Origin of the sequence: Pseudofrankia inefficax, assembly GCF_000166135.1 — a bacterium.
GTDB classification, from domain to species: Bacteria; Actinomycetota; Actinomycetes; order Frankiales; family Frankiaceae; genus Pseudofrankia; species Pseudofrankia inefficax.
The window spans coordinates 339,615-361,279 of the sequence record NC_014666.1; the positions used below are offsets into that span (position 1 = coordinate 339,615).

Annotated in this window: 24 protein-coding genes; 5 read left to right on the top strand and 19 right to left on the bottom strand. The window is 73.5% G+C overall.

Annotated elements, in window-relative coordinates; translation table 11 throughout:
- Entirely contained in the window at nt 1–1,155 is a 1,155-nt protein-coding gene (locus FRAEUI1C_RS01335; protein ID WP_013421475.1) for a methyltransferase domain-containing protein, read from the bottom strand.
- On the bottom strand, nt 1,152–2,012 hold the full coding sequence (locus FRAEUI1C_RS01340) for a radical SAM protein (protein ID WP_013421476.1): 861 nt from the start codon (nt 2,010–2,012) through the stop codon (nt 1,152–1,154). The genes FRAEUI1C_RS01335 and FRAEUI1C_RS01340 overlap by 4 nt, the downstream gene beginning before the upstream one ends.
- A gap of 339 nt (nt 2,013–2,351) precedes the next feature.
- Between FRAEUI1C_RS01340 and FRAEUI1C_RS01345 the strand changes: the two genes are divergently transcribed.
- Nucleotides 2,352–3,686 carry a helix-turn-helix domain-containing protein gene (locus FRAEUI1C_RS01345; protein ID WP_157734775.1) on the top strand — a complete coding sequence of 445 codons (1,335 nt, stop codon included), beginning with the start codon at nt 2,352–2,354 and terminating at the stop codon, nt 3,684–3,686.
- Nucleotides 3,687–3,844: 158 nt separating this feature from the next.
- On the opposite strand, the gene FRAEUI1C_RS01350 is transcribed toward FRAEUI1C_RS01345, so the two are convergent.
- Genes FRAEUI1C_RS01350 through FRAEUI1C_RS01380 form a run of 7 tightly spaced genes read right to left on the bottom strand, consistent with a single transcriptional unit; the run spans nt 3,845 to nt 8,470 of the window.
- On the bottom strand, nt 3,845–5,956 hold the full coding sequence (locus tag FRAEUI1C_RS01350; RefSeq protein WP_013421478.1) for an FtsK/SpoIIIE domain-containing protein: 2,112 nt from the start codon (nt 5,954–5,956) through the stop codon (nt 3,845–3,847).
- The gene (locus tag FRAEUI1C_RS01355) at nt 5,953–6,387 is read right to left on the bottom strand and encodes a hypothetical protein (RefSeq protein WP_013421479.1); all 435 of its coding nucleotides are present in this window, start codon (nt 6,385–6,387) and stop codon (nt 5,953–5,955) included. Before FRAEUI1C_RS01355 ends, FRAEUI1C_RS01350 begins: the two co-directional genes overlap by 4 nt.
- Nucleotides 6,384–6,566 carry a hypothetical protein gene (locus FRAEUI1C_RS01360; protein ID WP_013421480.1) on the bottom strand — a complete coding sequence of 61 codons (183 nt, stop codon included), beginning with the start codon at nt 6,564–6,566 and terminating at the stop codon, nt 6,384–6,386. The genes FRAEUI1C_RS01355 and FRAEUI1C_RS01360 overlap by 4 nt, the downstream gene beginning before the upstream one ends.
- A complete protein-coding gene (locus FRAEUI1C_RS01365) occupies nt 6,563–6,877 on the bottom strand; it encodes a hypothetical protein (protein WP_013421481.1) in 315 nt (104 codons plus the stop codon). The genes FRAEUI1C_RS01360 and FRAEUI1C_RS01365 overlap by 4 nt, the downstream gene beginning before the upstream one ends.
- A complete protein-coding gene (locus FRAEUI1C_RS39275; protein ID WP_013421482.1) occupies nt 6,874–7,695 on the bottom strand; it encodes a hypothetical protein in 822 nt (273 codons plus the stop codon). Before FRAEUI1C_RS39275 ends, FRAEUI1C_RS01365 begins: the two co-directional genes overlap by 4 nt.
- On the bottom strand, nt 7,692–8,012 hold the full coding sequence (locus FRAEUI1C_RS01375) for a hypothetical protein (RefSeq protein WP_013421483.1): 321 nt from the start codon (nt 8,010–8,012) through the stop codon (nt 7,692–7,694). Before FRAEUI1C_RS01375 ends, FRAEUI1C_RS39275 begins: the two co-directional genes overlap by 4 nt.
- The gene (locus tag FRAEUI1C_RS01380) at nt 8,009–8,470 is read right to left on the bottom strand and encodes a DUF6011 domain-containing protein (RefSeq protein WP_013421484.1); all 462 of its coding nucleotides are present in this window, start codon (nt 8,468–8,470) and stop codon (nt 8,009–8,011) included. Before FRAEUI1C_RS01380 ends, FRAEUI1C_RS01375 begins: the two co-directional genes overlap by 4 nt.
- Nucleotides 8,471–8,607: 137 nt before the next feature.
- Between FRAEUI1C_RS01380 and FRAEUI1C_RS01385 the strand changes: the two genes are divergently transcribed.
- Nucleotides 8,608–8,817: a DNA-directed RNA polymerase sigma-70 factor gene (locus FRAEUI1C_RS01385; RefSeq protein WP_013421485.1), complete on the top strand. Its 210-nt coding sequence runs from the start codon at nt 8,608–8,610 to the stop codon at nt 8,815–8,817.
- A 266-nt stretch (nt 8,818–9,083) separates the two neighbouring features.
- On the opposite strand, the gene FRAEUI1C_RS01390 is transcribed toward FRAEUI1C_RS01385, so the two are convergent.
- From FRAEUI1C_RS01390 to FRAEUI1C_RS41530, 3 genes are all read right to left on the bottom strand, one after another.
- Nucleotides 9,084–9,761, bottom strand: a complete 678-nt coding sequence (locus tag FRAEUI1C_RS01390) for a Clp protease N-terminal domain-containing protein (protein ID WP_013421486.1) — start codon at nt 9,759–9,761, stop codon at nt 9,084–9,086.
- Between the two features lie 286 nt (nt 9,762–10,047).
- Nucleotides 10,048–11,226 (bottom strand): elongation factor Tu, encoded by a 1,179-nt coding sequence (tuf, locus tag FRAEUI1C_RS01395; RefSeq protein ID WP_013421487.1) that lies wholly within the window; start codon nt 11,224–11,226, stop codon nt 10,048–10,050.
- Between the two features lie 85 nt (nt 11,227–11,311).
- Complete coding sequence (locus FRAEUI1C_RS41530) at nt 11,312–11,446, bottom strand: hypothetical protein (RefSeq protein ID WP_269724386.1); 135 nt, start codon at nt 11,444–11,446, stop codon at nt 11,312–11,314.
- A 194-nt stretch (nt 11,447–11,640) separates the two neighbouring features.
- Between FRAEUI1C_RS41530 and FRAEUI1C_RS01400 the strand changes: the two genes are divergently transcribed.
- Nucleotides 11,641–12,045, top strand: coding sequence for a hypothetical protein (locus tag FRAEUI1C_RS01400; protein WP_013421488.1), 405 nt, complete (start codon nt 11,641–11,643; stop codon nt 12,043–12,045).
- A gap of 29 nt (nt 12,046–12,074) precedes the next feature.
- Here FRAEUI1C_RS01400 and FRAEUI1C_RS01405 read toward each other — a convergent pair whose 3' ends face one another.
- The gene (locus tag FRAEUI1C_RS01405; protein ID WP_013421489.1) at nt 12,075–12,842 is read right to left on the bottom strand and encodes an ABC transporter permease; all 768 of its coding nucleotides are present in this window, start codon (nt 12,840–12,842) and stop codon (nt 12,075–12,077) included.
- Nucleotides 12,830–13,951 carry an ATP-binding cassette domain-containing protein gene (locus tag FRAEUI1C_RS01410; protein WP_013421490.1) on the bottom strand — a complete coding sequence of 374 codons (1,122 nt, stop codon included), beginning with the start codon at nt 13,949–13,951 and terminating at the stop codon, nt 12,830–12,832. Before FRAEUI1C_RS01410 ends, FRAEUI1C_RS01405 begins: the two co-directional genes overlap by 13 nt.
- Before the next feature lie 594 nt (nt 13,952–14,545).
- On the opposite strand from FRAEUI1C_RS01410, the gene FRAEUI1C_RS01415 reads away from it, so the two are divergent.
- A complete protein-coding gene (locus FRAEUI1C_RS01415; RefSeq protein ID WP_013421491.1) occupies nt 14,546–14,824 on the top strand; it encodes an FDXHR family putative zinc-binding protein in 279 nt (92 codons plus the stop codon).
- A 39-nt stretch (nt 14,825–14,863) separates the two neighbouring features.
- Here the strand turns inward: FRAEUI1C_RS01415 and FRAEUI1C_RS01420 are convergent, their stop codons facing one another.
- Nucleotides 14,864–16,846, bottom strand: coding sequence for an integral membrane sensor protein (locus FRAEUI1C_RS01420; protein WP_013421492.1), 1,983 nt, complete (start codon nt 16,844–16,846; stop codon nt 14,864–14,866).
- Nucleotides 16,847–17,157: 311 nt separating this feature from the next.
- On the opposite strand from FRAEUI1C_RS01420, the gene FRAEUI1C_RS01425 reads away from it, so the two are divergent.
- Entirely contained in the window at nt 17,158–17,889 is a 732-nt protein-coding gene (locus FRAEUI1C_RS01425) for a hypothetical protein (RefSeq protein WP_013421493.1), read from the top strand.
- A 66-nt stretch (nt 17,890–17,955) separates the two neighbouring features.
- On the opposite strand, the gene FRAEUI1C_RS01430 is transcribed toward FRAEUI1C_RS01425, so the two are convergent.
- From FRAEUI1C_RS01430 to FRAEUI1C_RS35825, 4 genes are all read right to left on the bottom strand, one after another.
- The gene (locus FRAEUI1C_RS01430) at nt 17,956–18,384 is read right to left on the bottom strand and encodes a DUF3817 domain-containing protein (protein WP_013421494.1); all 429 of its coding nucleotides are present in this window, start codon (nt 18,382–18,384) and stop codon (nt 17,956–17,958) included.
- Between the two features lie 106 nt (nt 18,385–18,490).
- Complete coding sequence (locus tag FRAEUI1C_RS01435) at nt 18,491–18,982, bottom strand: hypothetical protein (protein ID WP_041259931.1); 492 nt, start codon at nt 18,980–18,982, stop codon at nt 18,491–18,493.
- A gap of 613 nt (nt 18,983–19,595) precedes the next feature.
- On the bottom strand, nt 19,596–20,933 hold the full coding sequence (locus FRAEUI1C_RS01440; protein WP_013421496.1) for a hypothetical protein: 1,338 nt from the start codon (nt 20,931–20,933) through the stop codon (nt 19,596–19,598).
- On the bottom strand, nt 20,930–21,664 hold the full coding sequence (locus FRAEUI1C_RS35825; protein WP_049806799.1) for a SigE family RNA polymerase sigma factor: 735 nt from the start codon (nt 21,662–21,664) through the stop codon (nt 20,930–20,932). The genes FRAEUI1C_RS01440 and FRAEUI1C_RS35825 overlap by 4 nt, the downstream gene beginning before the upstream one ends.
- Between the last annotated feature and the right edge of the window lies 1 nt (nt 21,665).

Consider the following 21,665-nt stretch of genomic DNA (forward strand, 5'->3'; position numbering starts at 1 on the left):
TCACGGGGTGGCGGGGATCGTTGCCCGCCAGCTGCCCATCGCGAGGACCACGGCGCCGTCCGGCCTGACCAGGGCGTGGGCGCCGAGCCATGGGGCCATTCCCATGCGTAGCCAGTCGTCGCGGACCCCGTCGAGGAGGTCCCAGAGCCGCCGCGGTCCGCCCTGGTGGACCAGCGGCGCCTCAGTACCGATCGCGGTGGCCCGGGCCCAGGAGCCGTCCGGGTGGGCCATCAGCGCCGTGTGGGCGCCGTCCGGGCCCGGCGGCAGGTACTGGTGCTCGACGTCGACTCCCGCGGCGAGCGCCAGCATCGTCGACAGTTCCCACGCGTCGTCGATGTCAAGCACCGGGTAGCGGCCGGCGCCGACCTCGTCGCCGTCACGGGTCGCGAGGTCGGCGAAGTCGGCCCACTCAGGCGGGTAGTCGCCGCCGCTCCTCGTGGGCATGAACCCGGCCCAATGCCGCGCCACTTTGCCCCAGATCTCGCCGTCGGCGGTCCGCCACGCGGTGAGGACCAACCAGGTGCCTGTGATCGACGTGACGAGCCGGCCGCCGGGCCGCAGCGCGGCCAGCCAGGACGGCGGGATCGACCGCACCGAGACGGTGGAGACGATCCTGTCGTAGGTCCCGGGCAGCGGTCCGGTTGCGTCCACGACCTGTGCGGCCGGGGCCAGGCCGCCCGCGTCGAGCGCGACCGCCGCGGCTTCGACGAGGTAGGGGTCGACGTCCATCGTGGTGACGTGGCTGGCGCCGTACCGGGTAGCGAGCAGCGCCGCGCCGTATCCCGATCCGGTGCCGACGTCGGCGATGTCGAGCCCCTCGGCGAGCTGCGCATCTCGGTACATCGTCAGCAGCAGCCCCGGCAGCGTCGAGGACGAGGTCGAGCGTCCAACGGGTGGCCCGCCGGGCGGGTAGCCGTGATTGGCGTGGTGCGGGCCGACGCGGGTCACCAGCGTCTGGTTGACGTACACCTCGGCGAGCGGGCCGCGGCGCAGCTGCCACCCGCCGTCGCTCCGGGCCCACCAGGCGGGCACGAACGCGTGCCTGGGTATGGACGCGATGACAGGGTGCCACCGAGACCCGGGATGGGTCACCTTGTCGGCGAGGTCGCGGGCGAGCGCCGGCCACTCGTCGTCCGACGCGGCGACGGCGATCATGCGCCCACCTCGGGGTAGTCGGGCCCGCACGCCTCGCTGTCCGGACCGCAGGCCGAGTCGTCAGGGCTGCACCCGGACGAGGCCCGCGGCGGCACGGCGGCGACCGCGGCCCGCCAGACCTCTCTGGTGAGCAACTCGGCGAGTGGCGCGGTCCGGACGTCGCCAGCGGCCAGGGCCCGGGCCATGACGCACGGCGCAAGCGTCCCGTCGGGGAGCACCGCGGCCTTGCCGTGGCCGCAGCGTCCACACAGCTCGCCGGGATCGAACGCCTCACCACCCGCAGCCCGGCCCACGAGCCGCGTCCGGTCGACGTGGATCCGGTCGGCCGGGAGGCCAAGGCCGAGCAGCTCGGCGCGGGTGGCGTCGAGGTTCTGCCCGTCGATCACCTCGATGATCTCGACGCGGATCGGAACGTGCCGGGCGAGCGCCTCGACGATCCGCGCCCGGGTGCGCGCGTGACTACCAGCCCGACCGGTCACCCGGTCGTGGACCGTCGGGTCGGTGTCGTAGTACGACGTCGCGAGCGTCACTCCTGGCCGGTCCAGGACGGGCCACAGCTGGGCGGGGAAGTGCAGGTTCGAGAACACCTCGACCTGCCGGCCGAGGCCCAGCGCCCGCTCGAGAACTCGCCCGAAAGCGGGGGATGCGGTGGGTTCCCCGCCGATCAGCTGCACGGTCGGCGTGCCGGCGGCGGCGACCTGGTCGACGACGTCCAGCCAGTCGGCGGGCGTCATCGACCCATGCGCCGTGGTCGGCGAGCTGGAGGTCAGGCAGTGCTGGCAGGCGAGCGGGCAGCGGCCGGTGAGCTCCAGCTGAACGGTGCGCAGCGTGGACGGCCGGTCATCTACAAGGGTCATAGCGTGTCCGTTCCGGGGTGGCCTTAGCGGCGGCTAACGGTAGATCGCTCGGGCGGTAACTGTCGGCATGGCAGCGCCCTCTCTGCCGGCCTTCGGCGCTGCTGGTCGCCGATGCCTCGTGCTGGTGCCGACGCCGCCCGGATTAGGGGTTGTCGTCCGGGCGGCATCGGGTCGTGGGACGGATGCCGACGAGCAGCGCCGTCACCCGATATGGCTCTACCGGTTACCGCACCGGCAGATCTATGACACGCTGCGGCCGGTTTCGATAACAGCGCGCAATATCCAGTTCCGTCGGGACCGGAACAACTACTTCCGGCCCGCCGCTGTTCGGGGGTGCCGGTGACCGCAGCAGACGACGACTCCAGAACCCGGCTTGTCCGACGTGTCCGCGAGCTCACCCGCGCCCGTGGGATGACCCTCGTGCAGCTCGCCGACGCGGCGTCGTACACGTCCCGCTACCTGACGGACGTGCTGTCTGGCCGGTCTGTGCCGTCCGTGAAGGTCGTCGCGACCCTCGAGCGGGTCCTCGCCGCCGGCGGTGAGCTTGTCGCGCTGAGGGAGCAGGCCGCGCGGGAACAGGTCGCCCGCCGCCACGGCCTGTCGATACCGGAACAGACATTTCCGGCGGCCCCAAGAGCGGGTAGCTCGGGTGCCGTAGACGTGTGGTCACCGGACGGCGCAGTCTGGACGAAGGGGCCCGGAGAGGAGGCCGACGTGGACCAGGACCGGCGGGAGTTCCTCTCCCTCGCGGCGATCGTCGCGCTGGCGGGCCAGGTAAGCGATGACATCGCGACAGCCGACCCGACGCCGCGGACGCTCGACCGGATGGAAGCCGATGCGGACGAACTAAGCGCGCAGATCTACGACCTCCCGACGCCCGTGCTGCTCGGGCGCGCGGCCAGCCAATGGCACGCGGCGCACGTGCTGCTCGACCGGCCCGTCAGCGCACCCGTGCGCGCCCGTCTGCTCATGGTCGCCGGCGCTGTCTCCTGCCGCGCCGCCTTCCTCGGTCGTAGGACCGGAGACCTGACCATTCAGCGCCACTTCGGCGTACTCGCCGGGCAGTACGCCGACGAGTCCGGAGACCCACTCCTGATCGGCCAGGTCGCCGGCCTGCGGTCGCGCACGGCGTTCAGCGCCAAGCAGTACGCCAAGGCGGCGGCGCTCGCCGCGGCTGGCCTCAACACGGCCCATCCCACCCAGCGCGCCCGGCTGGCCGCCTACCAGGCTGAGGCTCTCGCTGCGGCCGGTCGGGCCGGCGAAGCGCGGACCGCGCTCGACACCATGTACGCGGAGTCCCGCCGGACGACCTTCCGATGGACCACCGGTGATCAGCTCATTTTCGGCGCCGTCACCTTGTCCACGCTCGGCGAGCACCGCCCAGCGGCCGACCTGGCCGACGCCTACATCACCGGCGGCGAGTTCGATGGTGAAGGCGTCGGCTGGGCTCACGTCACCATCGGCCAGGCCCTGTTCGCCGCGGATCGGCCGGACCCGGCCGCCGCGGCGCACCACGGCCGGCTCGCGCTCGCGGCGACCCCGGACGCAGACCTCAGCGTCATCACTCGCGTCGCCGATCTGCACACCCACCTACGCCAGGCTGCTGCCGGCGACAGCGAGGTCGCCGAGTTGGGCCAGGCGCTCGCCGGCGCCCGCGCGTCGCTGACCGCATGAGGGGCGGGTGTCGGTGCGTCCGGGTGTGTGAGTGGCTAGGGCTCCCCGACCCTCAACGAGTCCCAGGCGGGCCAGGCGACCCCGCCCGCCGGCCGGGTGACCTAGGCGCCTAGCCCGCAGGTCAGAGCGGATTTTGGCGCCTAGGCGCAGCCCTAGACCTAGGCCTGCCCGGACCTAGCCGCGATGGCCTGGCGGATCGCGTCGCGGGTGACGCCGACGGCGTTGGTCGCGGTGCCCTTGGTGCCGGTCGCCCACATCTGCGGCTCGACCTCGACGCCGGCCGTGCGCAGCTGCGCGCCGATCTGCTGCGCGGTCCAGGGCTCGCCGGCCGCCGTGGTGTACCGCTCGGGCCACCCGTCGGCCAGGCGCCCGGCGAGGACGGCCAGGTGCGTCCGGTCCTCGGCGACCTGGACGGCGTCGGCCAGGAACGCGAACGGCGTGTCCTCGTCGCGCTCGACGACCTCGCCCGCGGCATGCCCAGTCAGCAGACCCGCGGCCGCGCGGATCGCGCGGGCCCGGTCGGCGACCCGCTCGGCGGCCGGCGCGTCGAGGTAGGCGCCGCGCACGACGATCGGGTCGTCCTCGACGCCTGCCAGGTACGCGATGCCCTTGTCGCGGCGCGTGAACGTGTACGCCTGGACGCCGCGGGCCGACATGCCGGTGCCAAGGATCATGTTGTTCTCGACGTGGCCGGCGACCCGCAGGCACAGCCGGATCCCGATGTTCGCCGAGATGTCGAGCGGCAGGCTGTCGCGGCTCGGGCGCTGCGTGGCCAGCGCCAGGATGATGCCGAGCGCCGGGCCGCGCTTCATGATGGCGACGGCCAACTCGGTCGCCTCGTCCTTGTGCTCCTTGCTGCTGAACAGCTCCTGGCACTCGTCGATCGAGAACAGGATCGGCGCCAGGCCGCTGCCGGGCCGGCGCGACAGCTCGGGCGTGACCTTGTTCTCCGGGCACACCGACTTGGGCAGGCCGCGGATGATGTCGGCCCGGCGCTCCAGCTCGGCGTGCACCTCGCGCAGCCCGTCCATGCACGCCGCCAACGTGGCGTTGCCGGCGCCGCTGGCGTACCGGTGCGCGACCTGCTCGCCGGGTGACGACAGGTCGCCGGTGCCCTTGAGCTCGTAGATGTAGAGCAAGACGGACGGGTCCAGGGCGGCGCCGAGCAGCAGCACGCGCAGCGCCATCGTCTTGCCGTACCGGGGCATGGCCCCGATGAGGATCGAGTCGAAGATCAGCGGGACCGAGACCGGTCGTAGCCGCTGGTCGAAGCCGAACGGCAGCGGCGCGAAGATGTCCGCCTGGCCCCGGTTGAGCAATGGCCAGGCGGGCGCCTTGGACTTCGCCAGGGTGTCCTTGCCGACCCACAGGACCATACGGCCTGGGTGCGCGTCGGACTCCGGCTCGGGCCATACCGCGCCGAGCGGGCGGCGCAGGCCGCTGGCGAGCTTGTCGCGATGCTCGGCGACCTCGGCCACGGTGACCCCGTACGGCAGATCGAACTCCGCGCGCCAGCCGGGCCCGTCGATCGCGATCGGCGCGACCCATTCCAGCCCGTTCGCCGTGATCTTCTTCGCGATGTCCGCGGGCAGGCCGCAGTGCGCGAGCGCCCGCTCGACGATGTCGGACGTCAGCTTCGGCGCCCGGCCGGACACTGTCGTGGGGGAGTCGAGCAGCGGCCGGTCTCGCCGGCGGCCGACCGCGCCGAGGGCCAGGACGCCGGCGGCCGTGGTGAGCCCGAAGACTGTCGGCTCCTTGGTGTAGAGCACCGCGTCGCCGATGCCGCCGGCGAGCAGGCTGACGCCGACCAGCGGCAGCCGGCGGCGTAGCCGGGCGTCTCGCTGTGCCGAGAGTGCGAGGTACGCGGGGGTGTCCTTGCGGTCGACGTCGCCGAGCCGCTCGGCGCCGCCCGCGTCCAGCGCCCACCGGGCCACCGTCGCCGCGCTGCGCGCGGCGCCTCGAGGTGAGCCTGCGGCAAGCCGGCCGGTGTAGAGCGGCAGCCGTGCGGCGTGGAAGGCGACCGGGTGCAGCGCCTCGCCGGCGGCCCACCACGCGACCCGGCGCAGCTGGCGGACGTCGCGGACCCACGGCGCGACGACCGGCCGTCGATCGGGCGGCACCTCCCACGGGCGGCCGTCCAGCTCGACGGCCGGCGCCTGATCGACGGCAACCGGAGTGTGCTCCTCGTCCGGAGCGTCGGCCGCCGCCCAGGGGCCCGCGACGAGCAGGCCCCCGGGCGGCGTGACGGTGCCGGCGTCCGGCTCGGTCATGAAGTGCCGCCCGCGCGTAGATCGGTCAGGTACCGGCGCGCGCTGGCCGGCTTGAGGCCGGCCGAGGGAGCCAGGTCCTCGGCGAGCTGACGGGCGCTGCGCGCGTCGTTGGCGGGCACGGCGGCGACCAGCCGGGCCAGCTCGCGGCGGCCCGTGCCGCGCGCGGCGGGAACGGCGGCGGCCGGGGTCGCCACGGGTGGCGATGGTTCGCCACCGGGTGTCGCCACCGTCCGGGCAGGTGCGCCGTCGGCGTGGCCGACGACCAGCACCACGTCGGTGAGGCCCTCGACCGTGACCGCCTTGCCGTCCTCGCCGGCGAGAGCTACGTCGACGAGCGGCGCGTCGTCGACGAGACCGGCGAGCGCGGCGCGCAGCTCGCCGGCGGTGCACGGCATCGGCAGCACGAGCAGGTGCTTCGGGTGGGCGCTCACACGAACCTCCCAGACCAGTTCGGGCCGGGCGACCGCCACACCGGCGGGTCGGCCCGGTAGGACCAGACCGCGAACCGCGCGACCGCCCCGGCCGCCGCGAGGACGACCAGGGCCAGGGCGACACCAGGCACGGGCACGAGGACGGCGAGGACGGCCAGCACCATCAGGACGCGGATCATCGGCCGCCCACCACCCGCAGCGCCGGACGCGCCTGGTCCGCGTGGATGACCGCGGCGCGGCGCTCGGCCGCGGCCTGGTCGAGGGCCTCCAGCCGGCGCACCGCGACGGCTACCGCCTCGATGTCGCCGGCGGCTAGGGCCCGGCGGATGACGCCCGCGAGGCCGGTGGCCGCCAGGCCGAGGGCCGCATAGCCGGCGGAGAACGCTGCGCCCACGTCGCCGATGCGGACCCGCGCCGCGTCCAGCTCGGCCCGCGACGGGGTCAGCAACGCGGCCGGGATGACCGGCGCCTCCTTCGTCGACGCCCTCACTGGTCACCATCCGGCTGTAGCGCCTGGTCGATGCTGGCGATCTCGTCGGCCAGCTGGCCGGCCTGCGCCGTCCACCGGCCGTCGCTGTCGGCCTCGGTGCCAGCGCGTCGTTCGGCGGCGCGCAGCATCGCCTCGGCACCGGCACGCCGATGCGCAAGGTCGTCATCGTCGGCCGACGCGCCGGGCAGGTCGGTCACGACGGCGCCGAGCGCCCGCAGCTGGCGGCTGGTGAGCGCGCCGTCGCTGCCGACCCGCTGCCAGATACCGGCGCCTTCGTACCGCCACGTCCAGCGGGCGCCCCCGATGACGGCCGCGGCGACCGTGCCCGCCGCGTCGTCGTCACCCGGCTTCCCGTGGTCGTAGGAACGGGTGCAGCCGCACCCGCGGCAGCCGCCCGGCTTGCCCCAGTCGCTGTGGTCGGCGCCAAGATGGCCGCACGGCTCGCTGTCGGTGCCGAGGCAGACCACCGAGTCGACACCGGCCAGGGTGGCCGGCGCGAAGGCGACCAGCGACCCGCACGCCCCCGCCTCACGCCAACCGGCGCCGCGGTGGTCCGCGACCAGGGCGCCGCACTCGCAGCGCTCGACCACGACTGGGGCCGCCGGTACGGCCGGCCCCTCAACGTGCTGCTGGCCGTCATCCGGCGCCGCCGCGTACAGGAAGCCGAACAGTGCCTGCTGGAGCTCGACGAGGTCGGCGCCGGACGTGAGCGTCGGATAGCCGCGCCGCGCGAGCACCGCGGCGACGTCCAGCATCAGGCCGAACGTGAACCGCGGGTCGTCGTCCGGCCGGGGCAGCGGGTAGGCGCGGCCGGTCATCGGTCACCGGCCTCGGGCCGGGCCGCGCGCAGCTCGGCCATGAGCGACGCGAACACGGTCAGGACGTCGCCGGCGCCGGCGCGGTAGCGCAGGCTGGGAACGTCGCCGAGCGACGCGAGCCAGGTCAGGTACGGCTCGTAGGGCTCACGGGGCGCGGGCGGCGCGGCCTGGGCGAACAGCTCGTGCAGCTGCTCGACGGCGTCGGCCGCACCGGCGGCGCGCTCAACGTCTGGGTCGTCGAGGAGCGCGAACAGCGCGGCGTTGGCCTTCGCGTACGCCTCGGCGGCGCTGCTCGGCCTGGTGCACAGGGCGTTCATGCGGCGGCCCGCTCGACCAGCGCGACGGACGCCAGGTGCCAGCAGATGCGGCCCGACTGCCCGGCCGGGCAGTCACAGGCCGCACCGTCGGTCTGGTACACCTCGTCGCCCTTGGACGAGACGACGAGCCAGGCGCGGGGCGTCTCGGCCGGGACGATCGCGCCGTCCTCGACCGCCTCGACGGCCTGCTCGACCTGCCGGTCCGAGAACGAGCCGGCCAGCAGCGCGGCGCGCCGGCGGGCCCGTCGCCAGCAGCCTTCGCCGTACCCGCGGGCCACGGACGCGGCAGCGGTGATGCGGCGGCCGCAACCGAGGCAGGTCGCGGCGGGCGCCGGGGTGAAGTCGGCGACGACGGCGGCGAAGCGGGCCGCCATCTCGTCGGTGTCCGCGCCGAAGCTGTCCAGCGCGGCGAACGGGTCGGCCGGCGCTGCTGCCGGGCGGGTGTCGAGAATGGTCACTAGCGGGGTCCTCCTGGTTGCTCAGGTCGGTTCCGTTAGGGCCCGTTCCGGAGTTCGCAGCTCCGGGCGGGCCCGTCTTGGTTGTGCAATGCACAACCTATCGCAAAGTTGCGCAGTGCACAAGTAGGATGCGGGGCATGGGAGACGTTCCGCAGCTGTGGACGACCAAGGACATCGGCGCGCACCTCGGCATCAGCCGGGAGCGCGCGCGCCAGCTTTCGCACGGCGACGACTTCCCGGCGCCGGTCGGCCAGGTCGGACACATCCGGATGTGGTCGGCGCCCGACGTCGAGGCGTGGGCCACCGAGCACCGGCCCGATAAGGCGGACGCCGGTGACGCGCAGTAGCGGCACCGCCGGTGCGGCTCGCGCGGGATGACGGACGGGCCCGGTGCCCAGAGGGTGCCCAGAGGACGCGGCCGAAATCGGTCGGGCGAAGCCGGGCGAGGCCGGTTAACGGACGGAAAACACCCTGCTAGATAGGGGTTTGGCCGGATCATGCCGGGCCGTCCGGGTGCTGATCGCGGAGCTTGAAAACTGCTATGGGGGCAACCTCATCGTGGGTTCGAATCCCACGCCCTCCGCTCCTGACCTGGTGGGGACGTCGACGGTCGTCAGGTGGCCTGGGCTCGCCAGGAACGCACTCGATCCGCCGTGACGCCCGATGACTCGAGGACTCTGCGGGCTATGCCGCCCTCGTCCGCGAGGAGCGCCAGCAGGAGGATGTCGGTGTCGATGAGTTCTGCTTGGGCGCGGCTCATCTCGCGCGGCGCGTGCGTCTGGAGTACTGCCTGGGCCCGGCCTGTGAAGGCGAGATGCGCTGCCGACGGGGCCTCGCGGTGCACTGTCTCCTCGTTCACCGCGTCGCGTATCGACGCGTGCGAGACGTCGAGCCACTCAAGAACCCGCGTGGCCCTGGAACCGGGCTGACCGAGTAGTCCTAACAGAAGATGCTCAGTGCCGAGGTAGGGGCTGCCGAGTGTCCGGGCCTCCCTCGACGCCGCGGTGACCGAGTCCGAGGCGTCCTTCGTGTAATGCGAGAAGGGCTCTGCGACCGAGGCGGTGCTTTCGGGCCCGAAGCGCTCCCTGGCCGCTCGGTGGCCGATGCCGAGCAGGCCCCCGACCTCGACCCAGGAAGCGCCAGCCTCCAACGCCTGTTCGACGAACATTCTCATGGCGACGTCGGCCTCGATCTGAATTCTGGCAACCTGCCAGGCCGCCGCCGAAAGTTGGTGTAGCTCGTCGCCCTTGAGCGGTTTGACGGCGGCGATGATCTGCTCGGCGATCTCCATGGCGCCGATGATAATGACGGTCTCAGCCTCATTGGATCCGGTCGAGCTCGTTCCTGATCGTTGTTTCGGCCCTCGCGGGGTCGTTGCGGAGGCGCCTGCGCAACCGGTTGAGGGCCAAAACGACGATCAAGCGCCCTGGGTGGCCTCGGCGGCGCGGGCGATTCCGATTGACCCGACAGGTGCCGTATTTCTGCGGGTCTATGGCGGCTCCAGGCCGTCCGGGTGGGCGTGGCGAACGCGCCCACCCGGACGACTGGTGGAGCTGGCCGGGCCGGGACTGGCTCGGTCAGTCGAGCACGGTGACGACGGTTCCGGCGCCGACCGTTCGGCCGCCCTCGCGGATGGCGAAGCCGAGCCCGGTCTCCAGCGGCACGGGCTTGCTGAGCTCGACCGTCAGCTCGGCGGTCTCGCCCGGCAGCGCCAGGCCGGCCTCGCCCAGGTCGACCTCGCCGGCGACGTCCGTGGTCCGCAGGTAGAACTGCGGGCGGTAGCCGGACGCGATCGCGGTGCGCCGGCCGCCCTCGGCCGCCGTGAGCAGGTGAACCTGCGCGGCGAACCGTTGGTGGACCGTCACGCTTCCCGGCGCGGCGACGACGTTTCCCCGCCGGATCTGTCCGCGCTGCACCCCGCGCAGCAGTAGGGCGACGTTGTCACCGGCCTGACCGGAGTCCATTGGCTTGCCGAACGTCTCCAGGCCGGTGACCACCGTCGTCAGCGCCGTTCCGAGGCCGCGGACCTCGACCCGGTCGCCGACGCGGACCGTTCCCCGCTCGATCGCCCCGGTTACCACCGTCCCGCGGCCGGTGATCGTCAGGACGTTCTCCACCGGAAGCAGGAACGGCGCGCCGGTGTAGCGGTCGGGGACGGGGACGTAGCTGTCGACCGCGTCGAGAAGCGTGGCAATCGAGGCCGTCCACGTGGGGTCACCCGCCAGCGCGCGCAGCCCCGACACGCGGACCACTGGAATCTCCTCACCTGGGTAGCCGTGCGCCGACAGCAACTCGCGGATTTCGAGCTCCACCAGGTCGGTGAGCTCTGGGTCGGCGGCATCCGCCTTGTTCAGCGCGACCACCACGTGCCTGACTCCGACGTGCCGAGCCAGCAGTACGTGCTCGGTCGTCTGCGGCATGATGCCGTCCTGCGCCGACACCACCAGGATCGCGCCGTCGAGCTGCGCAGCTCCGGTGATCATGTTCTTCACGTAGTCGGCGTGGCCCGGCATGTCGACGTGCGCGTAGTGCCGGTTGGCGGTCTCGTACTCGACGTGCGCGATGTTGATCGTGATGCCGCGAGCGATCTCCTCGGGGGCGCGGTCGATCCGGTCGAACGGGATGAACGTGCCGGAGCCACCGTCGGCGAGCACCTTCGTGATCGCGGCGGTGAGCGTGGTCTTCCCGTGGTCGACGTGACCCATCGTGCCGATGTTGAGATGCGGCTTCGTGCGGACGTAGGCCTGCTTGGCCATGATCTCTTCCTCTGTGCTGGACGTCCGTGAGCCCCTGGGTCCTACCGACCCTTCCCCTGCGGGGCTCCGGACGATCCGGGAAGAGTCAGCGTCGAGCGCCGCCGGGCAGCACGTCGGCCGAGGGGGCCGAGAAGTCCAGCGCCGAGAAAGTCAGCGCCGACGAGGTCAGCACGACAACGCCCGCGACCGCGGCGGGCGAGGAGGCGTCGTGCCGGAACATGCCTCTCATGGTGGCCAGCGAACGTGCCGCTGGCGAATGCTTTTCCGCCCTCGTGGTTGGGCAGCGGTCTCGCCGAGGCGAGAGGCGATGCGGGAGTCCAGCACCGCCAGCGGTGTGGGCAATTGCCGGCCGGGTACTGGCCGGAGGTGACTAGCAGTGCGACGTCGTCCGGCGCTGGCCGGCCAGGGGACGAGATGACGGTGCCGCGCCTGGACGAGGCGACCAGCGCGGCGGTCGGGAAGCTCGGCGAGGCGCTGGAGTGGGTGGAACGGGCCCGCGGGGCGCTGTATGAGTTCCACCAGCTGTCCGGCCACGCGGACCGGACGCTCGCCGAGGCGATTGAAGACCTGGCGGCGGCGGGGCACCCGCGGTCGGCCGCCCAGCTGCGCCGGGAGCTGCACGGGCGCAACGTGCTTGATGGGCGCTGGACGTTCCAGATCGTCGAGGAGTACGACGAGCTCTACTACCAGCCTTTCGTCGCGTCCGACGAGCGGATCCGGACGAGGTTCACCGGCGGGCGCCGCCACGTCCACGAGGCTCGGATGAAGGCCGCCGAGCGCGACAGGGCCGGCCGCGACCGCTGGGGCCTGGGCGCCTGACCGCGAGCGGAGCCGGGAGCCGGCCGAAGCTAGGCGTCCCGACGCTTGGCCACGATGATGCCGATCGCCAGCAGCAGGGCGGCGAAGGCAGCGAAGTACGCGAGGGATCCCCACGGGCCCAGCCGGGATGGCTGGTCAAGCGCCGAGTCCGTGCCCAGTGGCTGTCCGTCGTACAGGAAGTTGCTGGCGGCGGTGAACGGCAGCCAGTCCTGCAGGTGCGGCCCGATCCGGGGGATGACCGGCAGCAGGTTCTCCAGCAGCAGGTTCCAGATCATGACAGCGCTGATCGCTCCGGCGGAGTGCCGGATGAGCAGGCCAGCCGCTATGGCGATCACCGCCCCGATCGCCCAGACCACTCCGCTTCCGATGACGACTCGGAAGTCCCTCGCGTAGCGCAGCGCCAGCGGGGCGTCCGGCCGCAGCACCACCGAGACGACCCACGAGCCGATCGCGGCGACCTCACCCGTGAGTCCGGCGAGCCCGGCGACGACCACGGTCTTCGCTAGCAGAGCGTCGGTGCGGCGCGGGAACGCCAGGAAGGTCACCCGGATCGTGCTGAACCGGTACTCCGTGGTGACCGCCAGGATGGCCATCACCATCATGATGACGGAGCCGAACCTGCCGGCGAACTGGGTCGCCGCCGGGGTGAAGGTCGGCAGGTCGTCCTTGGTGACCGTCCCCGCCACCAGCATCGCCAGGGCGATGGTCGCGACGGTGGCGGTCGCCAGACACCACCACGGCGACCGGGTCGAGAACAGCTTGATCCGTTCGACCCGAAGCAACGTCAGGCCGGCCACGAGGTCTCCGCCTCCCACACCAAGCCGCCGGCCGGCTCCGCGTAGCCGGCTGGCTCCGGGTAACCGGCTGGCTCCGGGTAACCGGCTGGCTCCGGGTAGCCGGCTGGCTCCGGGTAGCCGGCTGGCTCCGGGTAGCCGGCTGGCTCCGGGTAACCGGCTGGCTCCGGAAAACCGGCCGGCTCCGAGTAGCCGTCACCGGCCCGGTATTCGACGTCCCGGCTGGTCAGCTGCAGGAACGCCTCCTCCAACGAGCCGCGCTGGGCGGCAAGTTCGTGCAGGACGAGGCCGGCGGCACCGGCGAGCTCGCCGACCGCCTCCGTGGTCGCATCGTGCACGGTGAAGGCCGCGGGACCCGCGTCGGAGGCGGGCACCTCGTCGACGGCCAGCCCGCCGGCGGTCAGGACGGCCCGCAGCCGGTGCGGCTCGGGCCCCCGGACCCGTACCGTCGCGCCGGATGCCTGGTCGGTGAACGCGGCCGTGGTGGTCTGCGCGATCAGCCGGCCCCGGCCGATGACGACCAACTCACTCGCGGTCACCGCCATCTCGGACAGCAGATGACTGGAGACGAACACCGTGCGGCCCTCGTCCGCCAGCCGGTGCATGAGCCGCCGAATCCAGAGAATCCCTTCGGGATCGAGGCCGTTGACCGGCTCGTCGAACAGCATCACCCCGGGGTCGCCCAGCAGGGCGCCCGCGATGCCGAGTCGCTGCGCCATGCCGAGCGAGAAGCCGCCGGCCCGCCGGTGGGCCACGTCGGTCAGCCCGACGATCTCGAGGACCTCGTCGACCCGTCGGTCCGGCAGCCTGTTGGCGGCGGCCAGCCAGCGCAGGTGGGCGCGGGCGGACCGGTTCGGGTGGACCCATTTCGCGTCGAGCAGGGCGCCGACGTGGCGCATCGGGTTGGTCAGGTCGGCGTAGCGCTTGCGGCCGATGCGGACCTCGCCCGCGGTCGGGCGGTCCAGCCCGAGGATCATCCTCATGGTGGTGGACTTGCCCGCCCCGTTCGGACCGAGGAAGCCGGTCACCCGGCCGGACCGCACGGTGAACGACAGGTCGTTGACCGCGAGCGTGCGGCCGTAACGCTTGGTCAGCCCGCGGGCGTCGATCATCACTCTCCCCGCTCGGTGGTGCCTCGTTGTCGCCGTCGACCCGGATTCGGCGCCCATTCGGGCCAGACGGCGGCTAGGCGGCAACGACTGGTCGCAGTCTGCCCCTGCGATCGTGCCCCGGGCGATTCGGCGTCGTTGCCCCGGGTTGTCGGAATGGTCCATGACCCGCCCGGCCGGCACGCCGGTGGCGGAGCGAGGGGGTTGGTCACCCGGGGTGCGCCAGGAGCCTGCCGGTCGGGCTGGTCGGTCTGCCCGGTGAGGCGCGATTGATGCTGCGGCCCAGGCTAAGCCCATGATCCGGCGGTCCAGTCGGTGGGTAGGGGCCGGATGGCGGTAACGGGACCGCCAGATCGGCGGGTCGGCCGGTCGACATATGACCAGATATTGGAGATCCGGCACGATGGGGACGGCCGAAGGAGCCGAAGTGGGAGGGGGCCACGTGACCGTCGAGCAGCCGTGCGACAGGATGGCCCGGTGCCTGCCCGCCGGTCCCCTTCGTCCGCATCACTGGTGTCAGCGCCGCCGGTCGCGTCCCCGCCGGCCCAGTCAGCTTCGGCTGCGGGTTATCGGGAGTCAGCAGCCAGGACGGTCGCTGTGAGCGTCGGCCGGCCGGCGCGTCGCGCGGCTGGCGTCCAGCAGACGTTGCCCGTGCCGCTGCGCGGCCTCGGCCAGCCGGGCCGGGGCAGGCACGTTCCGGTGACCGCGAGCTGCGGCGGCTGCGACCAGCGCTGGACCGACGAGGCTGCGACGCACTGCCGGGGCTGCCATGGCCACTGGCCCGACCTCGCCGGCTTCGACGAGCACCTGCCGGCGTGCCCGGCCTACGTCTCGTTCGTGCCACCGAGCCGCAGCCGGGCGCGTAAGGCCTCCTGACCCGCCGTCGGGTCGCGTTACCGCGGACCCCGGCGCGTGTCAGTGCTCCGGGCGTGCCGGCGCGAGACGTAGCGGCCTGGTGGGAGCGCTCGGGTCGTCCGCGCGATGCCGCGCGACGGTGTGCCGCCCCAGCGCCGGCGTCAGGAACCACCAGGCCGGGGGCGGGAACCACAGCGGCACGGCCCACCTCGGCTGCGGCCCCACGCCACCGAGCTGACCGGGGGTCCACGGCTCGTCCGCCGAGGCGTGCGTTCCGTCGTGGCCTGCGCCCTGCGCGGTCGTCACGGAGATCCCCAGCGGGTCGGCGGACCACGGCACCGCGTGCGCGGCGCCCGTCGCGACGGTGCCCGGCGCGGGCGGCGGTACCGAGGGCAGCGGCGGCAGCCGTCGGCCTGGCGGCCCGGCTGGCGGTCCCGCCGGGACCCCGGCCGGGAGCGCGGCGGTCCAGACAGGCGAGCTGGGTGTCAGCACCGTCGGGCGCCGTGTCGGCCCGCTTCCGACCTCCGGGTCCGATGCCGGCTCGCCGGTCTGCTCGCCGGACCCGGGCGACTCGGACCGGGGGGCCCGGAGCGGGGCTGGCACGAGGACCGAGACCAGCTCACCGGAATCCGGGGCGGCGGCCCTGGGCGGCGGGCCGGCCGGTGCCGGCTCGCGACCGCCTGGCGGCGGCACGGCCGGCCGCGCCGCCGCGACCGCGACCGGGGCGAGCGCGTCATCGAACGGCGCGATGTCCTCTGGGTCGACGGCGGGAACATCGTCGATCGCCGCCTGTCCCGGGGCTGGACGCGCGTCGGCTGGCTCGTCGTCGGCCAGCTCCAGCAGCTCGACCGCGTCATCGACCGAGCCGGTGAACGACCGCCCGACGTAGGCGAGCTCCTCGAAGGTCAGCTCGGCGTGCGCGAGCGACGCGGGCGGCTCCTGGGTCGGCGCCCTTCCTGCCGGCGAGACGGCGACCGCCCGGGTGCCCGCGGGCACCGGCAGGGCCGCCTCCGCGCCAGGCCGCACGGGCGCCGGGCCGTCACCGGCGTTCTTGACGGGGATCGGGGCCTGGACGCCCGCCACCTGGACCGGGGCGGCCGCGGGCTTGGGCTCCGGAGGCGCCGGGCCGTCGCCGGGCCGTGCCGCGTGGGCGTCGTCCGGGCCGAAACCGGGGGTCGGTCTCCTGATGGCGGTCCCGCCCCGGCGGGGGGCCCAGGGCCGAGTGGTGGTGCCGAAACCGGCGACCCGAGGCTGCAGGAGGCCGCCGACGGCCGCGACCGCGATGAACATCAGGACGATCGTCGAGCCAGCCGCCGTCACGAGGCCCAGCGCGAACGGGTCGAGCCCCGGCGACCAGCCGTCCTTCGCGTCGGGGATGGTCCTCGTCGCGACCAGGGCGGTGTAGTAACCACCCCGGATGGCCGCCCCGAGCAGCATGGCCGCCACGACGTCGCGCAGGTACCGCTCGCCCGGGCGGAAGGCCACCCAGCAGAGCACGGTCGCGGTGGCCACGTTCATCACCACGGACAGGGCCGCCAGCACGAGGTCGTAGCCGAGCGTCCCGGTGGTGCGCAACGCGGCGATCGTCATGAAGGACGCGGCCGACCAGCCGGCCCCACTCACGATCCCGCCGACGACCAGCCGGCGGGAGCTGGCCGGGCTGGTCGCGACGATCGCCAGGCCGGCTCCGGTCGCCAGCGGCACGACCAGCGCGCCCATGACGATCAGGCGCAGGTCGAACAGCGCGGTGCCGCTGTACTCGCAGGACACGGTGCCGGCGAGCTGGGTCGACCAGACCGCCGCGCCGACCGCGACGGCCGCGGCGGCGGTCCAGCCGGCGCCGCGAACCCCGCGGGACCGCCGACCGTCCGTGGTCAGCCGGATCCTGGCGGCACAGGTGAGCGCCGCGAGCGCGGCCGCGGCGGCGAGCAGGTAGGACACGGCGATGCTCGGGCCGCAGGACGACGAGAGTTGTTCCTTGGCCGCCAGTCCGGATGCGAGCGATGTCAGATGAGGAACGGGGACAGCGGCGGCAACAGTCATGGCGATTCCTTGCTCGGTGACATCGTTGTCACTGTGTGTCCTATCCCGGACGCGGCGGTCTTGGCTTGGGGAAGACCACCAGAAGGCACGGACTCACCGGCTCGCCGCGATCGGGAACGGCGACCTCAATTCGGTCAAGGAGCCGGACGGGGGCCCGGCTACCTGCTACTTTCCGTCGCTGAACATGTGCTAGGGCCGATGGTTACGCGGTGGGTGCCGCCTGGCCGTCTTGGGGTAGTCGCGGCGCGGGTCCAGTCGCCGCCGCGCCGCCCCGCGCGGTCGGTCGCCACGGCGGACGGGAGGAAGCCGGCGTGACCCTGTGCGGCCTGCTGCGGCTGGACGGAGCGGACGTCCGCCGGTCCACCCTGACGGCGATGCTCGCCTCGTCCTCCCTGGGCCTGCCGGCGGCCCGCGGCGTCCATCTCGACGGGCCCTTCGGCGTCGTCACCGCCGCTGGAAGGGCGGGCGGCCCGATCCCACCGATCGTGGTGGACGACGGCGGGCTGATGGCCGTCGTGCTCGCGGGCCGCGGCCACCTGCGGCTCGCCGGTTGGCCAGCCTGTCCGGCGGGCCAGGCTGGCGACGCGGGGGAGCCGAGCGGGTCGGCGCGCGACGAGGACACCGCGGCCCTGAGTGTCGCCGCGGCCTACCGGGCCAGCGGCGAGCGCTGCCTGCGCGAGCTACCGCCGGACCGGCTCGTGCTCGTCTGGGACCCGGGCGCCAGACGGCTGTTGGTCACCCGCACCGGGCGGTTCGCCGCCGACCTGCTGACCTGGTCGGATGGGCGGCACCTCGCGTTCGGTACCGAGCCGGCGCAGCTGTTGGCCGCGTTCCGGGCCCCTGCTCAGGTCGTCGGCCCACGGCTGGACGGATCCGGCCGGCCCCGCCGGTTGGTACGTCGGCTGGCGGTCGGCGAGGGGATCTCGATCTCGGTGACGGCGGCCCGCCGCGGTCCGCGCCCGTCGCGGCCGGCCGCGCTGCGGCTCGTGCCGCGCCCGGCCGCCCCCGACAGCGCCGACCGTCACCGGATCGACCGAGACTGAGCCAGGTCGAGGAAGGCGAGCGTGGCGCAGAGCTCGCGATCGTGTCCGGTGGGTCTGGCGCCGCGGTCAGCGCTCGGTGACCGTGCCGGTGAGCCGTGGCTTCAGCTCGCGGGTGACCGACCGCTCGGCCACGAAGGACACGAACGGGATCGTGCCGGCGAGCATGACCAGGATCGCCCGCCGCAGCGAGAACTTCGCCTTGGTCGCCAGGTTGAAGGTGGCGAGCAGGTAGACGATGTAGAGCACCCCGTGGACCGGGCCGATGATCTGGACGAGCTGCGGGACGTCGGCCGCGTACTTCAGCGGTACGGCGACGAGCACCAGCACGACGAGGATGACGCCGACGACGTAGGCGAGGACCCGGTACGGCCTGTACGCCTTCGCGAGGGCGTCCGGACCGGCGCCCGCGCGGCTGGGCGTGGCCGGCGCCGATGGCGGGCCGGGCACGGGCGACGCGGTCGCGACGGCGGCCGGGTCCTGGCTGGGTGCGGTCATCGTGGTCTCCGGCGTGATCGTCGTGGTGGCACCGGTGCGGCGGGTGCGTCCTGGGAGGCGGGCGTCGTCGGGCGGGGTGTCGTCGAGGGTCAGGCGGAGTCGAGGGTCAGGCGGAGTCGCGGGTGCGCAGGTTGGCCAGGTAGGCGTTGTACGCCGCCAGGTCCTCGTCCTCGGGGTCCTCGTCGTCGGCCGGGGTCGCCGTGAGAGAGGCCGGCACGGCGACGGCGGCGAAGACCAGGGGAGCGTCCGCCCGGGCGACGGCCGTGGTGGCGCCGGCCAGCCCGGTCACCGGCCTCAGGTCCGTCGCCGCCGGGTCGGCCGCGGTGACGGCCGCCTCGGGGCCGGGCTCGGCGGCCGGCGCCGGATTCGGCTGGCTCGGGCGGATCTCTTCGCCGATCATCTTGCCCCACAGGTACAGCACGAACGCGGTGAAGATCCACCACTCGATGCCGTAGAAGAGGTTCTGCAGGGTGCCGTGGCTGGACTCGCCCTTCGTCCACTGCCAGCGGCCCATGTAGATGAAGAACGCGATGAGGCCGAGCGCGAGCAAGTGGCGCAGCAACCACGCTGGCGAGAACAGCTTGAGCACCCTGCGCACATCCCTGACGCTACCCCCGACCCGGCCTGGCGGGATGCGGTGGTAGGTCACGCCTCACGTACCGCCGGCCGCCGTCCGAGCCCGTCGGCGAAGGCGCAGGTCAGGGCATCGGCGGCCAAGACGGAAAAAATCTTCCGAAATGACGGCAACCTGACAGGCTCCCCGAGCAACTACCACGTGAATGCCGAACGGAGTTCGCGCCAGGAGGTTCGGTCGGTGTTCTGGCCCGCTTGTTCCCCCGCTAACCCCCCCCAGCCGGGCGAGCGGGCCACCTAAACCAGCAAGGCTTCGCCAGGCACCCGCCTGGCCGTACCGGCGATCGGAACGTCCGTTGGCAGGCGGACTTCCATCCCCAACCGCTGCCGCCCGGCCCCCCCTTCCCGCCCGGGCGGCAGCGGTACTCCCGGGGTGGGACGGCACGCAGGAGCTCGCGGCTCGCGTGCCGTCCCCTCCGAGGTCCTGTTCTCTTTCGTACTGGTGCTTGATCGCCGTTTTGGCCCTGGGGTGGTTGCGATCGAGCCCGGTTTTCGACCCGTTTGAGGGCCGAAACCGCGATCATGAGGACGCCGGAACGATTCGATCTTGCCTGAGGCGGCGGCAGGGGGCGGCCTGCCTAGTCGAGGACGGCGGCCGCGAGGGAGAATGAGCTTCCGCCCGCGCCGGAGATGCTGATCGTGGCTGGCGTCCAGTAGGGCAGCCCGCCGAGGTCCAGCGTGACCACCGCGGTCGAGCTCGGCAGCGCGACCGTGAAGGTGCTCGACTGCAGGCCGGCCGCGGACACGGTCACCCGCAGGCTCGCGGCTCCGCCCACGTAGAAGGCGAGCTTCCCGTCATGCGGGCCGCGGTACGTCGCGATCGTGGCCGAACGGCCCCCGGGAATCCGCAGCCGGGTCGTGGAATGGCTGCCCTGCGGGCGCGGCGTCCCCCAGGTCCAGCTCACGCTCGTGGGGTAGCCGCGCTGCGCCGACCCGACCCCGGCGATCCTGCTGACGTCCAGGAGCTGAAACGGGATGGCGGCCCGTGCCACGACCCCGCCGTGGCCGTCGCCGAACACGACCCAGTCGGTCGTGTTCCTGTCGGGCAGGACGAGTTCGCTGCCGGACCGGAACGGGGCGACGCTCCAGCCCCGGACAGCCCGCGGGCGGTTGTCCTGACCCGAGGGGACCTGGCCGCCGCGGCCGGACGCCGCTCCCCGTTGCTGGCTGGTACTGGCGACGCTCTGCGATCCGTTGGCGGCTGTGGGGTCGGCCGTCGACTGGCTCTGGCCGGCCGACGGCGTGGCGCTCGGCGCGTCGGGCGCCTGGGTCGCGGGGGCTGGCAGCGGTGCGGCCGGCTGCGTGACGAGGGCGCGGGGCGCGGGCGTCACCAGGACGCGTGACGGCTTCGACTGACTCTGGACGACGCTCGCGATACCCGCGCTGACGCCGATCACGCTGACCACGGCGGCGAGGGCGCCGGCGGTGACCAGACGCGGTCGCGCGGCGCCCGCCCGGTGCGCTCCCGCCGACCGGGCGCTGACCGGGCCGGCGGCGGGGCGGGTCGAGCGCGGCCGGGTACGCGAGCGGCGGCGGGCGGTGTCCGCCGCGCGCTTGCCGGCGGCGAGGTCGCGCTGGGCCGCGGTCGTGGCGGTCAGCACCCGCGCCCGCAGGCTGGCGCTGTCGACGGAGTACTCCCCGAGCACCTGCTCGAACCGCTCGGCCAGCGGTTCCGGACCGGATGGCTCGTCAGCCCCGAATGGGCGGCCGGCGACCGGCGCGGTGCCGCCCGGTTCGCCGGTCCCGAAATCGTCGAGCGCGCCGAACGCGGAGCCGGTGTGGGCGAGATCCGCGGACGTCAGCCGGGCGACCGTGAGGTCGGCGTCCTGGTGCGCGACCGCGGGACCCGCGACAGCGAGGTCCTCCGGCCCGTCGACCGCGGTGGAACTGGGGACGCGCTTGCCACAGAGACTCACGCCTCCCCTCCCCGCAGCGCCACCCGGCGGATGCGCGGACGCTTCCTGGCCGTCGCGCCGGCCCCGGCGCTGGCGGTCGCCCCGGCGCCGGTGCCACCGGCGGCCAGCAGCCGTTCCAGCTCGCTGACCGCCTTGGAGGTCTGGCTCTTCACGGTGCCGATGGAGATCCCGAGCGTGTCGGCCGTCTCCGCCTCGGACAGGTCCAGGCCGTGGCGCAGGATCACGCACTGGCGCTTGCGCAGCGGCAGCCGCAACAGGGCGGACTCCAGGTCCAGGACGGCGGGGACGTCCGGACCGTTCGTCGCCTGGATGGGCAGCTGCCGGCCCAGCTTGGCGAGCACGTTGCGCTCACGGACCGTCCGGCGGATCCGGCCGGCGGCCAGGTTGGCGACGCTGCGGCGCACGTAGGCCAGCGGGTTGTCGGCAGCCTGGACCCGGTCCCAGTGCACCCAGGCCGACGTGAGCGCCTCGGCGGTGATGTCCTCGGCCGCGTCCCGGTCACCGCTGAGCAGGAAGGCGAAGCGGGCGAGCTCGCGATGGTGCGCCTCGAAGAACTTCTCGAACTCGGCCTGGGCCGGTCGACCGCCCGCGTTGGCCGGCCGCCAGTCGGCGGTCGGCGGCTCCGGGAACTCCTCAGCCTGCGTCGGGATGCCCGTCGCGGTACCGATGCGGCGCGCGGTCGGGTCGGACGGCGGGAACGCGCGGCTGGCCGGCCGCGGCGGCGCGGTCATC